General features: G+C 38.6%; 11 protein-coding genes. 8 read left to right on the plus strand and 3 right to left on the minus strand.

The genetic code is table 11. The features are described 5' to 3' along the window. Positions 1 to 77 precede the first annotated feature (77 nt). Together CWD91_RS03015 and CWD91_RS03020 are read left to right on the plus strand one after the other, a co-directional pair. Complete coding sequence (locus tag CWD91_RS03015) at positions 78 to 536, plus strand: hypothetical protein (protein WP_103439447.1); 459 nt, start codon at positions 78 to 80, stop codon at positions 534 to 536. Between the two features lie 102 nt (positions 537 to 638). Next, on the plus strand, positions 639 to 1,232 hold the full coding sequence (locus tag CWD91_RS03020) for a 3-keto-disaccharide hydrolase (RefSeq protein ID WP_103439448.1): 594 nt from the start codon (positions 639 to 641) through the stop codon (positions 1,230 to 1,232). 4 nt (positions 1,233 to 1,236) lie between these two features. Here CWD91_RS03020 and CWD91_RS03025 read toward each other — a convergent pair whose 3' ends face one another. Then, positions 1,237 to 2,280, minus strand: coding sequence for an endonuclease/exonuclease/phosphatase family protein (locus CWD91_RS03025; RefSeq protein WP_103439449.1), 1,044 nt, complete (start codon positions 2,278 to 2,280; stop codon positions 1,237 to 1,239). A gap of 123 nt (positions 2,281 to 2,403) precedes the next feature. On the opposite strand from CWD91_RS03025, the gene CWD91_RS03030 reads away from it, so the two are divergent. The 4 genes from CWD91_RS03030 (at position 2,404) to CWD91_RS03045 (ending at position 8,135) form a co-directional block, all read left to right on the plus strand. Beyond that, entirely contained in the window at positions 2,404 to 5,145 is a 2,742-nt protein-coding gene (locus tag CWD91_RS03030) for a TonB-dependent receptor (RefSeq protein ID WP_103439450.1), read from the plus strand. A 104-nt stretch (positions 5,146 to 5,249) separates the two neighbouring features. Beyond that, a complete protein-coding gene (locus CWD91_RS03035) occupies positions 5,250 to 6,620 on the plus strand; it encodes a DUF5689 domain-containing protein (protein ID WP_103439451.1) in 1,371 nt (456 codons plus the stop codon). Between the two features lie 187 nt (positions 6,621 to 6,807). Next, entirely contained in the window at positions 6,808 to 7,278 is a 471-nt protein-coding gene (locus CWD91_RS03040) for an ankyrin repeat domain-containing protein (protein ID WP_103439452.1), read from the plus strand. 86 nt (positions 7,279 to 7,364) lie between these two features. Then, on the plus strand, positions 7,365 to 8,135 hold the full coding sequence (locus tag CWD91_RS03045) for an amidohydrolase (protein WP_103439453.1): 771 nt from the start codon (positions 7,365 to 7,367) through the stop codon (positions 8,133 to 8,135). Here the strand turns inward: CWD91_RS03045 and CWD91_RS03050 are convergent. Next, entirely contained in the window at positions 8,119 to 9,756 is a 1,638-nt protein-coding gene (locus CWD91_RS03050; RefSeq protein ID WP_317045595.1) for an Ig-like domain-containing protein, read from the minus strand. The genes CWD91_RS03045 and CWD91_RS03050 overlap by 17 nt on opposite strands. 29 nt (positions 9,757 to 9,785) lie before the next feature. Further along, entirely contained in the window at positions 9,786 to 10,439 is a 654-nt protein-coding gene (locus CWD91_RS03055; RefSeq protein WP_239985625.1) for a ComF family protein, read from the minus strand. 91 nt (positions 10,440 to 10,530) lie between these two features. Here CWD91_RS03055 and CWD91_RS03060 point away from each other — a divergent pair, with 91 nt between their 5' ends. Both CWD91_RS03060 and CWD91_RS03065 read left to right on the plus strand, forming a co-directional pair. Beyond that, the gene (locus CWD91_RS03060) at positions 10,531 to 11,427 is read left to right on the plus strand and encodes an AAA family ATPase (protein WP_103439456.1); all 897 of its coding nucleotides are present in this window, start codon (positions 10,531 to 10,533) and stop codon (positions 11,425 to 11,427) included. A gap of 37 nt (positions 11,428 to 11,464) precedes the next feature. Further along, on the plus strand, positions 11,465 to 13,009 hold the full coding sequence (locus CWD91_RS03065) for a glycine--tRNA ligase (RefSeq protein WP_103439457.1): 1,545 nt from the start codon (positions 11,465 to 11,467) through the stop codon (positions 13,007 to 13,009). Positions 13,010 to 13,057 lie beyond the last annotated feature (48 nt).

Consider the following 13,057-nt stretch of genomic DNA (forward strand, 5'->3'; position numbering starts at 1 on the left):
AAAAATTAAGGACCCCGCTTAACGGCGGGGTTTTTTTATTCCCAAAATTCATTACATTTATAAATTAAAACAAAATTATGGAAGATTACGGATTAGCACATCAATGGATACTCTCCTTACACTCTTTATTTGCCTATGTTGTATTGGCTGTTCTATTTTTGGCAGTGGCCAACGGTATTTTGGGGTGGGCGGGAAAAAAGGATTTCACCTTGAAGAAGGATTTTAGGATTAGCCTGTTTGCGCTCATTTTATCGCATTTACAACTCTTGGTGGGGCTGATGCTCTTTTTTGTTTCTTCCAACGGGCTTAACGCCATTAAAACATTGGGTATGGGCGGTTTAAACTCGGCTTCCCGATTACTGGCAGTAGAGCATCCTTTTATCAATATCATTGCGGTTGTGTTCATTACCGTTGGTTGGTCCAAACACAAAAAAGTAATGGAAGGGAAGAGAAAGTTTAAGACCATTGCCATTTTTTATGGATTGGGATTGATACTTATCCTAAGTAGAATTCCGTGGGGTCAATGGCTCAATTAAATTATTACAAGCATTCTTTGCAGCGCTCTAAACAGATTTAAGCGATGCCGGAATTGACTAATGAAAAAATTATAATCCAGTATAAATCTTATCAATTTTAAAATGAAAAATCTATTAGTTGTTGTTTTGGCTCTTATGGCCTTACCTACGGTGTCCCAAGAATTATCCCTATTTAATGGAGAAGATCTTAGTGGATGGACGGTCTACGGAACCGAAAAATGGTATGTGGAAGATGGATTGCTCGTGTCTGAAAGTGGACCGGACAAACAATACGGATATTTGGCTACAGATAAACATTATGATGATTTTGAACTTACGTTGGAATTTAAACAGGAAGCAAATGGCAACAGTGGTGTATTTATCCGATCAACCATTGATGGCACCAAGGTTAGTGGTTGGCAGGTAGAAGTTGCGCCTCCAGGGCATGATACAGGTGGGGTTTACGAGTCTTACGGTAGAGGTTGGTTAATAAAACCGGACGCAGAAAAAGATAAGGTCCTCAAGGAAGGTGAATGGAATACGATGAAAATTAAGCTTTCCGGGAACAAATTAACTTCTTGGCTCAATGGCACGGAAATGGTGAGCATTACCGATGATAAGATTGGTGAAGGTAAAGGGTCCATTGCACTTCAAATCCATGATGGAGGGGGTATAAAGGTGAAATGGAGAAATATCAAAATTGCATTACCGCAATAAGTTTCTAGTCAATTTTCTTAATTAGGTGGATATAAACCGGAAAATGGTCACTATATCCACCAATATAGTTCCCTCCTGCATAGGTGCGAAACGGATAGCCTTTAAATTGTCCTTTTTTTGTAACCAAATAGTGTGCATTAAAAACACCCGCTTTCCAAAATCGGTAATTACCGTTTATTGGGTTTACCAAGTTTTCTGTAAAATAAATCTGATCAAAAAGGTTCCATTTATCGCGATAGGCCAGTGATCCCACTCCCTTTTTATATAGCTTTTCCATGGGATTGAACAGGTCGTTGGGTTTCAACGCATCAACTTTTCCTTTAGTTTTTAATATATTCTTAAAACTATGGTCTACTGGGTCGTCATTAAAATCGCCCATACTAATAATTTTGGCCCCTGGATTAAATTTCGAAATAGAATCTATTATTTTTTTGTTTAATCTGGCTGCTGCTATTCTATTGGGTTTACTTCGGGCTTCACCTCCACTTCTGGAAGGCCAATGGTTAACAATGAAGTGTATTTCCTCGCCATCCATGAGTCCGCCAACAACCAATTGATCTCTAGTATAATCGCGGAAATCCTCATGATCAGTGAGCATTAATCGCAGGCTGCTAAATGACGAGGGAATGAAGACTGTCTTTTTATATAAAAGTGCAACATCAATTCCACGTTCATCAGGGGAATCAAAATGTATTATTCCATAGTCTTTCTCCCGCAAATTGAGATGATTGATGAGGTCCGTAATTACATGTCTATTTTCCACTTCGCACAGGCCAATAATGTCTGGGGAAGTTTGGGCTTCCAGGCTGCCTATTTCCGATAGCACCTTGGACATATTGTCGATTTTTTGAACATAACGCTCATTGGTCCAATTGTCTTTTCCCATTGGGGTTCTGTCATCATCAAAAGTCAGGGAGTCGTTGACCGTATCAAATAGGTTTTCCAAATTGTAAAAGGCCACAGTCCTTATTTTATAGGTCTTACTTTCCTGCGCTAAAGTGCCGTTAATTATAAAAAGGGACACAATAAATGTGAAGAAGATGCCCATAGATTACATAATTGATTGGAATATTGTAAGAATAATTATTAAATTTCTTGGAATAAATTAAGAATAAACTGTCAATTATTAATATCTTAATAATCATTTTGTTAAAATATTTCATCTTCATCAATGAAAAGTGGTTTGGCAATATCCTTTTTTATACTGAATGGCATCTGGGGGTATGCACAGGAACACTACCGTGTTATGGGCATTGTAAAAGATATGGTTACACAGGAAAATATTGTGTTTTCCGAAATCGAAATTTCAGGGTTTACGGCTGTAAAACCTAATCCCATCGATGGAAGATTTAACATTTCATCGATTCGATCTGGCGATTATATATTAACCATCTATGCCCAAGATTACCTAAGCAAAATAATGCCCGTATCCATAGGAAATCAAGATTTGGATTTGGGAATTATTTACTTGGAACGCGATATTGCCCAAGAGAAAACAGATAATTTAATAACATTGACGGATTCCGATTTGGTGGAGGATGAAAGTATTTCAATGACCTCGGGCATGTTACAGGCCACCAAGGACATTTTCCTTAACAGGGCGGCCTTCGATTTTGGTCAGGCGTTTTTTCGTGTTCGTGGATATGGATCGGAAAATGGCAGAGTCCTTCTAAACGGTATACCAATGAACAAATTGGTGGACGGACGACCCCAATGGAATAATTGGGGCGGCCTTAATGATATAACCCGTAATCAGGTATTTACCCATGGATTGCAGGCATCGGACTTTTCCTTTGGAGGTATTTTGGGGACTACCAATATTAGTACCAGGCCATCCGCTTTTAGGAAAGGTATGCGATTATCTACTTCGGCTTCCAATAGAACATATGCTGGGCGATTTATGGCCACCTATACTTCCGTAGTCCCGCAAAAGGATATTTATTATAGTGTTTCAGCCTCAAGAAGATGGGCCAAGGAAGGTTACATTGATGGTACCTTATACGATGCGTACTCCTTTTTTGGTGCTTTGGAATATCAATTAAACGATAAACACAGTATTGGTTTAACAAGTATTATGGCTTCCAATCGCCGGGGAAGGTCTTCGGCCGTTACTGAGGAAGTTTTTCAATTGGCCGGCAAACGGTATAATCCCTATTGGGGAAATCAAAATGGTAAAATCAGGAACTCTAGGGAAAGAAAAATTGTAGAGCCTATTTTCATGTTGAACCACTATTACAACTCTAGAAGTTTCAATCTTAATACTGGAATATCCTATCAGGTTGGATCTAACTCCAAAAGCAGATTGGGATATTACAATGCCCCCAACCCAGACCCGACATACTACCGATATTTGCCCAGTTTTTATATCAATAGTCCAATTGGCGCCAATTTTATAGGTGCCAATACGGCCAAAGAAGGGTTTTTGGAAAATCCACAATTGAACTGGAACAACCTATATAATGCAAATGCCAGTGTATCTACCCAAGGTAAAGCAGTGTATATTGCCTATGAAGATACTGAGAATGACCAACAGTTTAATGTTGCCACCATTGGTAATTACGACATAAATAGTCACTTAAAACTCGATTTTGGCGGGTATTATACCCATTTGGAATCGGATAATTATGCGGAAATAAATGATTTGTTGGGTGCGGATTACCATGAGGATATAGACCCGTTTTCCAATACAAAAAACGACGTGGATGGAAATCTAAATAAGACCAATGGCAACCAATTCAACTACCTATATAATATTAAGGCTGGGGTGTTTGATGCATTTTCCCAATGGAGCGTTACATATCCCAAATGGGGTGGATTTTTGGGCATAAATTATACATCCACCAAATACCAGAGAGACGGCAAATTTAAGAATGAACGTTTTTTGAATGCCTCTTTCGGAAAGGGTGATGAGGTTACCTTTTCAAACTTTGGCGCAAAAGGAGGAATAACCTATAAATTTAATGGGCGACATTGGGTGATTTTAAATGGGGCGTATTTAAATAAACCTCCAGTTTATCAGAATGTTTTTATAAACCCTAGGGAAAACAACCAGATTGTAAAGAGTATACAAAGTGAAAAAATCACCACTACTGATCTTAACTATTTTATAAGGCTACCTAATTTAATGGGTCGGGTAACAGGCTATTATACGCGATTTCAGAATACCACCGATATTAATTTTTTCTTTGTAGATGCAGGTGTCGGAAGTGATTTTGTCCAGGAAGTCCTTACAGATTTGGACAAGCTTCATTTGGGTACGGAATTGGGCTTGGAGTATCAGCTTTCGTCCGCAGTAAAACTATCCCTAGTAGCTGCAGTCGGGAAGTTTCTTTATGCCAGCGATCCTTTGGTGTCCATAAATTTTGATACCGCAGGAGCTGAGGAGGAAATACTTAATCCTATAGGCAATATAGATTTGGGCATAGCCGAAATTAAGGACTACAAATTGGCACAGGGTCCACAGAAGGCATTGGCATTTGGCGTGGAATACAGAGATCCCAAATATTGGTGGGTGGGTACCACTGCCAATTTCTTGGGGAACAATTATGCGGGCATTTCTGCCATTACCAGAACACAAAGTTTTTATCTGGATCCAGAAACCGGCGTCCCATTTCCAAATGCCACCGATGAAAATGTAAAAAAATTATTGTCCCAGAATAAATTGGATGATTTCTATTTATTGAATATGGTTGGTGGTAAATCCTGGTTAAAAGGTGGCAGGTATATTAGCGTTTTTGCCAGCGTAAATAATGTTTTTGATGCTATTTTTAGAACTGGGGGATATGAACAAAGCAGGAATGGGAATTTTGGACAGTTACAACAGGATAATTTAAGTGGTAACCCATCGTTTGCACCCAAATATTGGTACGGCTATGGACGTACCTATTTTATAAATTTTGCAATTAGTTTTTGATTTTTTTCCATTTAAATGAAAATGGTTGAACAGCAACAATTTGGTTAGATGGAAAGGATATATAATTTGTTCCCCGCACACGGAAAAGGATAAATAATACAACAATGAACTTTAGGATCAGCAATATCGTAAGCATTGTGGCTCTGTTGGCGTTATATCTTGTAATGGCCTGTGTTAAGGATAGGAATTTCGAGCCCCCCAAAGCTAATTGCCCATCGGATATTTCGGCCAATATTACTATATCTGAGCTAAAATCGCTTTACGTTGACGAGTTGATACGGATCCAAGAAGATTTGGTTATAGAGGGTTATGTGGTTTCATCCGATCTAGCGGGCAATTTTTTCGGTACCCTTCATATACAGGACAATCCAACGAACCCCACTCAAGGCTTGCAATTGGAAGTTGACCTTAGGGATTCGCACTTATTTTATGAAGTTGGGTCAAAAATCCTTTTAAAAACTAAGGGACTTTATTTGGGTATGAGTAAAGGGGTAATTAAATTGGGGGGTGTTTTTAGTGCTTTTGGCAACCCTTCCGTGGGGCGTTTGCCAGCAGCAAAAGTAGGGCAACATTTATTTAATTCGTGCGATCCAATGCAAGAGTTGGAACCTGCCAAAACTTCCATTAATGAGCTGGAGGACTCCATGATCAGCACTTTGATTCAGCTTAACAATATGGAAGTTTCATTAATCCAAGTAGGTCAATCCTTTGCTGAAAAAGAGGAAGAAACTATAAGGACCTTGATCAATTGTGAAGATTTGGAACTCGAACTGCTCAATAGTGGGTATTCAGATTTTCAGGCCAGTCCATTGCCAGAAGGTAATGGAACCATAACTGGGGTCTTAATAAAGGAGAATAAGGACTATCAATTGGTAATTAGGGATACCTCGGATATTGACTTTACTGCAATGCGTTGTGAGGATTTGGTAGATGAATTTACCTCAACTAAATTATTTATTTCCGAATTGGCCGATCCTGATAACGATGCTGGAGCACGGTTCGTGGAACTTTATAATTCAGATTCTGAAATGCTGGATTTAAAGGGTTGGACTTTAAGGAGATACACTAACGATAACACTGAAGTAAGTTCTATCATAGATTTGTCCGGATATGTGGTTCAGGGGGAAAGCACTTTTGTTATTTCGCCTAATGCTTCGCAGTTTCATTTAGTTTATGGTTTCCCGCCCGATCACAGTGTTTCTTCAAATAGCCCAGCAGATTCCAATGGTGATGATAATTTGCAATTGGTAGACCCTTTTGGTAATGTAATGGATAGTTTCGGTGTTGTGGGCGAAGATGGCTCAGGTACGAACCACGAATTTGAGGATGGCAGGGCCTTCAGGAACGAAAATGTCACCGAGGCCAACCCGTTATTTACGTTCAGTGAATGGACCTTATTTAATGATTCCGGCGAGGCTGGGACCATTAATCGACCACAAAATGCGCCAGAGGATTTCAATCCAGGAATCCGTTGACCCCATTAAATCCCTATATCAGATAGTAATTGGACCAGATCTTTTTTAAAAATGGGTTTAAAGACTTGGCAATTAAACTCTCCAAGGCATTTGACCCTAAGAATATCCCGGAGAAACATCGATTCATGAAATTTTTTATTGATTATAGTGATGGTTTTTTTATACATTTAACTAACGGGAATTAATTATGAACGAATTTTTCTTTAACGAAATTAGAAACGGGAACTTTGATGAGGTAAGTGCCATGTTGAAGAAGAATCCCATACTACTGGACAGTAAGGATCAAAGGGGGTCTACACCACTTATTTTGTCCACCTACTACGACCAGGAGGATATTACGGATCTTTTGTTGGAAAGCGGTGCTAAAATCGATGCCAAAGATGCAACAGGTAATACGGCCCTAATGGGTGTCTGCTTTAAAGGATATACGGATGTGGCCAAAAAATTGATAGACAAGGGTGCCAATGTAAACGAACGTAATACTATGGGAGCTACCTGTCTTATTTATGCCGCAACATTCAATAGGGAAGAGATTGCAAAAATGCTTTTGGACAAAGGTGCAGATACCGCCATCAAAGATGTACGCGGCCTTTCTGCCTTGGATTATGCAAAAGAACAGGGGGCGCCATCACTAATTGCTTTATTGGAAAAGGCCTAAAATAAATTCATGGATCTACGGGAGCATCTGTTCAAACTGGCCGCCCAGAATCATCCGGAGGTGTATTTTAATCGGAGCAATATAAAATGGAACTCAAAGTAGCAATTATTCAATCTTCCCTTGTTTGGGAAAATCCTGAAAAGAATAGGGAAAACTTTTCAAATAAACTGGATTCGATTACTTCTGATGTCGATTTGATCGTGCTCCCAGAAATGTTCACAACCGCCTTTACCATGGATCCCCAACATATAGCTAAGGAAGAAGGGGATAAAACGGTTAGGTGGATGCAAAAGGAAGCACAAAAAAAAAATGTGGCCATAACCGGTAGTATGGTCTTTTTTGCGGATGGTCATTATTACAACAGACTTTGGTTTGTGGAGCCCAATGGTAAATCCAGTTATTATGATAAGCGACATACCTTTACCCTAGCTGGTGAGGATAAGATTTATAACAGAGGGAGAAAGAGGATTATCATTGATTATAAGGGGTTTAGGATTTGTCCCCTTATTTGTTATGATCTTCGCTTTCCAGTATGGGCAAGAAACTCCGAGAATTATGATGTGCTTATTTTTGTTGCCAATTGGCCAAAACCAAGAATAAATGCCTGGGACGCTCTCCTAAAGGCACGTGCCATTGAAAACATGGCATATGTTATTGGGGTCAATAGGACTGGTAGTGATAATAGCGGACATATTTATCCTGGCCATTCCACTGTAATTGATGTTTTGGGTAACCTCGTAGTTTTTTCGGAAGAGGATACCGTACTTTATGCTACCTTAAATAAGAAACATATTTCCGAAGCACGGGAGAAACTAAAGTTCTTGGACGATCGCGACCATTTTAGTTTGAAAGGGTAAAGGTTTGTTCCAATTCCCAATTGGCCCTTACTTCCAAAGGATTGGGGTAATAGATTACTCTTTCTGGCTGTATTTGTTGAAGATAGTTTCCCGTATCCCATTTTTGGTTACCATTGTTATCGAGAATCAATCGAATAAGATATTTTGATGGATCAATATTGCTGAATTCGAAGGTTTGGGGCTCAGTGGCGAACAACTCTTTTTTTGTTATCCCTTTCTCATCGGTTAATTGCACTATTAAGGGATATGTAACGGGTCCCTCCAAGGTAAGTCTTAAATTTCCAAAATCCGCATAGCTTTTGGTTGTCAATTTAAAGGATAGTGTATCGTTTTCAGTGCCAAAAAAATCCATTATCGCTCCTGGGAGTAAGTCTAGAGCGTAATTTTCATTGGGCTCTACTTCAAAATCAAGATCAATTTTATTGCCCAAAGTATCCAATGCCAAAGCAAATTTCACCATGGAGGAATCTTTTCGAATCATACTTATTTTTGAACTATCGATACTTGAAATAGGGGTATTGGCCCCAATATAAAAAGGTCTTCCAAATTCTAGCGATCCTCTTTGGTTGGCCTGTAGTAATAGGGTGTCCAAGGCTACTTTTTTAGTTTTTACAGTAAAGGTATCTATTAGCCTTTCCTTCTCATTGGACACTGTAAAAACGAGCGAGTCAACTTGAAAGGGAGTAAACCAATAGTTTAAGGTATCTTTTTCCCGCTCTTTGGTAATTTTAGTTTTAACCGTATCTGGTATGGTGCTCAAGGGTTTAATGGAAATATCCCTGCCATTGCCTTGATACCCAAAAATGATTTTGTTTTTCGCCGCAAAATTTGGGACAGAAATACTATAATCCGGTATTTCCTTGAACATTGTTAGAAGATAAACAGAATCTGTAGGCAGACTAATAGTGTCCTTTATGAACGCAATTTTATCTACCTTTTGATTAAAGATGTTGTTTTTGGCTTCGTCTTTCACCCCGAACATGGCATATTTCCCCTCTTTTAGATTTTTTAAGTGAAAAATAGGGGTACTGTCCAAGGTGTTCGTAATATAATTTGGGGGTTGCCTATAAATAGTAGAATCAGTGTAGGCACTATCTATCTCATAAAGCATAATACTTATAAAAGTATCGGCATTTTTGTTAAAGGCATCTTTTACCACCCCAGAAACTGTAAGGGAATCTATATAATCCCCCGTAGAAAATACATAAGTCAAATTTCGATTAGGGTTGCCTTCGTTATTGTCAATAATACTTTGACCAAAATTGAAGGTGTAGGTAGTATTTTCTTTTAGGGTATCTTTTAGGATAATCTCCACATATTTATTGGCCGATCCCTGGGGTGTAATCACAGGGGTGTACTTCAAAGGCGGAGAAACTATGAGCTGCTTTTCAATGTCCTTAAGTTTAACATACTCGTCAAAATACAATCGAATTTTATTGGCCTTAAAATTTATGGACATATTCTTTGGCTCCGCCTTTATCAACTTCGGAGGGGTAATATCCTTATCACCTCCAGTAGGCGTGCCTCTACGGGCACACTGTACGAGGGCCGAGACCGTTAAAAGCAAAAATAAAAATCCTAAAATACGTTGGATCATAGCAGTCATGAAAATGTTCAACAAAGAAACAACTAATTTGTAGAATTGTAAAATTATGGTACAATGGCCATTGAGGCAATATAAATATTAATGTTCTTGGTTCCAGATAATGCTTTGGCACAGGCCTCCATGGTTGCCCCTGTGGTAATAACATCGTCCAGTAATAGTACGTTCTTATTCTCGAATATTTCTTGATCCGTTAAAATGTAGAGTGCTTGTTTGTTTTGCCACCTAAGTATTCTGGATTTTTTGGTCTGGGTCTTGGTATTGGCAGTTTTGATCAGTACCTCGTCCAAGTATTGGGCATTGATATGTGCTGCGATCGATTTGGCAAATAGAGCTACTTGGTTGTAACCTCTTTTCCTTAATTTTATTCGGTGCAGGGGTACGGGGATTACATAATCAATTTTGTTCAGGAAATTATTTTCCTTGAGTATATGGCCATACCAATTCCCTAATAATGATCCAATTTGTTCCTGATTTTTATATTTTAAATAGTGGATAATACTCTTTACGATTCCTTTTTCAGTAAAAAACAGGAATGCACTGGCCTTGATTATGTTAATTCTTCCGTAAAAAATACGGTCAACAGGGTTTTCCGCGTTAAATGTATAATCGGTGAGTGGTAATTGATTCCGACAAACGGTACAAACCTGTTCTTCTCCTCTATATAATGGAGCATTACATCCAAAACATAGCCTTGGCACGAGGATTGTGTTGATATCGTTTAGTATATTTGAAATCTTGGAATACACAAATCTTAATTACTATTAACCTACTTAATACGCATGCTTTTAGATGGATACTGAAGATAACAAATTTAATTATAAGATAATACTTGCCGCTTTGGCAGCTATTATATTAGGTATTCTCATTGCCTTCTATTATAGTTATGCCCAATCCAAAAGTAGAATTAGTTTTTTGGAGCAAGAGAAAGAATTGTTGGTTAAGGACCTTACTTTAATGAAATCTGATGTGGATCGACTTTCAGCTCTTAATGAGGTAAATGAAATTGAATTACAAGATTCCAAATATAGAGTGCAACAATTATTGGATTCGGTTGGCCGTTTAAATTTTACGGTTGAAAAACTAAAGGAATACAAAACCGAACTTAGAAAACTCGAAGCCAAGAATGATAGCCTTAAGCTAAAGAACAATTTCCTAAAATATAACAACATGCTCCTTGGTAACAAATATGAGGAAACCAGGAAGATGATAGAAGAACTTAGGGGAAAGAGCAGTTCATTGGCAGAAGCCGAGGCATTACTAAGAAGGAAGAACAAAGAGCTTAGTCAAGAACTTAAGACAAAAAGCTACCTTAAATTGGAAAATTCCGAAGGTAGTGGATTTAGGTTTCGATCGGGAAAACACATTAAGACCAATAAGGCCAACATCATTTCCAAATTAAGAGGTTGTGTTACCATCATGGGAAATCCCAATTCCAAAAATGAAGAACGGGTAATTTACTTTCAGTTTTTAGGGCCTAATATGGGGGTAATCGAGGATAACGCCAATACCATTTCTGTAAATGGAAATGTTTACAGCAAACGCGTGGAACTGGTTTTTATGGGCCAGGAGTTCAGTGTTTGCGATGCAATTTCAGTACCCGAGGGATCTTTGGGCGAAGGAACCTATACCCTTAATGTTTTCGAGAATGAAAAATTATTGGCGACTTCGGAATTTCAATTAAAATAAATCACCACCTTTTCTACTATTATTATATTTTTGCCAAATGTTGAAACAAGAAGACGATTTTAAAAAAGTAATCTCGCATGCAAAGGAGTATGGATACGTTTTCCAGTCCAGCGAAATTTACGACGGACTTAGTGCCGTATACGATTATGCCCAAAACGGTGCGGAGTTAAAAAAGAACATCCGTGAATATTGGTGGAAGGCCATGGTTCAGATGAACGATAATATTGTGGGATTGGATACGGCAATATTTATGCACCCTACAGTATGGAAGGCCTCTGGCCATGTGGATGCGTTTAATGATCCACTAATTGACAACAAAGATTCCAAAAAAAGATATCGTGCCGATGTTTTGGTGGAGGATTATACCGCTAAAATTGAAGCCAAAATAGATAAGGAAGTAGCCAAGGCAGAAAAGCGATTTGGCGATTCTTTCGATAAAAAGCAATTTTTGGAAACCAATCCAAGAGTGGTAGGTTACCAAGAGCAAATAACGACCATTTTAAAGCGATTGGGTAAATCCTTGGAGAATGAGGATTTGGTAGATGTAAAAAATTTGATTGAAGAATTGGAAATTGCCTGTCCATTATCGGGTTCAAGGAATTGGACCGATGTAAAGCAATTTAATCTAATGTTCGGTACTAAATTGGGAGCTTCCGCCGATAGTGCAATGGATCTTTACCTTAGACCCGAAACTGCCCAAGGAATTTTTGTCAACTTCCTAAATGTTCAAAAGACAGGAAGAATGAAAATTCCATTCGGTATTGCTCAAGTTGGTAAGGCCTTTAGGAACGAAATCGTTGCAAGACAGTTTATCTTTCGTCAAAGGGAGTTCGAACAAATGGAAATGCAATTCTTTATCCGTCCAGGCACCCAACAGGAATGGTATGAAACCTGGAAGGAAAAAAGGATGGCCTGGCATTTGTCCTTGGGGTTAGGTGGGGAAAACTACCGGTTCCACGACCATGAGAAATTGGCACATTACGCTGATGCAGCGGCCGATATAGAATTTAAATTTCCATTTGGATTTAAAGAGTTGGAAGGAATCCATTCCAGGACAGATTTTGACCTCAGTAGCCACGAAAAATTCTCTGGTAAAAAATTACAATATTTTGATCCTGAACTTAATGAAAGTTATGTGCCTTATGTGGTCGAAACTTCTATAGGTTTGGATCGTATGTTCTTGGCGGTATTTTCAAACTCCTTGGTAGAAGAGGAATTGGAGAACAATACCACAAGAACGGTTCTTAAATTACCTGCAGTTTTGGCACCTAACAAGGCGGCAGTTTTTCCATTGGTGAAAAAGGACGGTTTACCGGAATTGGCCCAAGAGATTATAGATGATCTTAAATGGGAATTTAATGTTGTATATGATGAAAAGGATGCTGTAGGACGCCGTTACAGAAGGCAGGATGCCAATGGAACCCCATTTTGCATTACAGTGGATCACCAATCCTTGGAAGATAATACGGTTACCATTCGTCACAGGGATACTATGGAACAACAACGTGTTGCAATCGCTGATGTAAAGTCAATTATCCATAAAGAGGTTGATATGAAGAGCTGGTTGAAAAGAATGGAGTAGTAACGCAATATATAAGAAGTTAAAGGTCCGATAATTAAACTATTGGGC

It is taken from the genome of Arenibacter hampyeongensis (assembly GCF_002909255.1).
GTDB classification, from domain to species: Bacteria; Bacteroidota; Bacteroidia; order Flavobacteriales; family Flavobacteriaceae; genus Arenibacter; species Arenibacter hampyeongensis.

Bases quoted from the DNA above. Each gene is read 5' to 3' on its own strand.
- CWD91_RS03015 (WP_103439447.1), top strand. From the start codon at position 78: ATGGAAGATTACGGATTAGCACATCAATGGATACTCTCCTTACACTCT.
- CWD91_RS03020 (WP_103439448.1), top strand. From the start codon at position 639: ATGAAAAATCTATTAGTTGTTGTTTTGGCTCTTATGGCCTTACCTACG.
- CWD91_RS03025 (WP_103439449.1), bottom strand. From the start codon at position 2,280: ATGGGCATCTTCTTCACATTTATTGTGTCCCTTTTTATAATTAACGGC.
- CWD91_RS03030 (WP_103439450.1), top strand. From the start codon at position 2,404: ATGAAAAGTGGTTTGGCAATATCCTTTTTTATACTGAATGGCATCTGG.
- CWD91_RS03035 (WP_103439451.1), top strand. From the start codon at position 5,250: ATGAACTTTAGGATCAGCAATATCGTAAGCATTGTGGCTCTGTTGGCG.
- CWD91_RS03040 (WP_103439452.1), top strand. From the start codon at position 6,808: ATGAACGAATTTTTCTTTAACGAAATTAGAAACGGGAACTTTGATGAG.
- CWD91_RS03045 (WP_103439453.1), top strand. From the start codon at position 7,365: ATGGAACTCAAAGTAGCAATTATTCAATCTTCCCTTGTTTGGGAAAAT.
- CWD91_RS03060 (WP_103439456.1), top strand. From the start codon at position 10,531: ATGGATACTGAAGATAACAAATTTAATTATAAGATAATACTTGCCGCT.
- CWD91_RS03065 (WP_103439457.1), top strand. From the start codon at position 11,465: ATGTTGAAACAAGAAGACGATTTTAAAAAAGTAATCTCGCATGCAAAG.